Here is a 292-nt window from a genome sequence, read left to right as displayed (position 1 = left end):
CTTTTAAAGGAGTCCTTACCGTATGAACAAAACACTTGATTTAGAGCAAAAACGATTGGATACCGTAATTGAAACGATTACGGAGCAAATTGATAACCTGGAAAACGAAACTGGCAGACGCCGGGCGGAAGTAATCCATATTCGTAAACACTTTTGGGATGACGTGAAAGGTAATACTGATACTTTTGATGATTATCTTGAAACAGTTATCAACTTAAGACAACAAGCTCAGTCACTAGCTGTCACACAAATTACCCATAAGCACACCTTTAATCGTCTTGCCGGATTAAGA

1 pseudogene is annotated in these 292 nt (G+C 38.7%); it reads left to right on the top strand.

The window, feature by feature from the left end:
• Nucleotides 1-22: 22 nt before the first annotated feature.
• A pseudogene (locus ACSG5Z_RS31295) lies at nucleotides 23-292 on the top strand (helicase); the annotation flags it as partial.

Source organism: Bacillus pretiosus, assembly GCF_051294775.1.
Taxonomy (GTDB): domain Bacteria; phylum Bacillota; class Bacilli; order Bacillales; family Bacillaceae_G; genus Bacillus_A; species Bacillus_A wiedmannii.
Note: the sequence above shows the minus strand (reverse complement) of the source record. Positions and strands in the feature narration are given on the sequence as shown.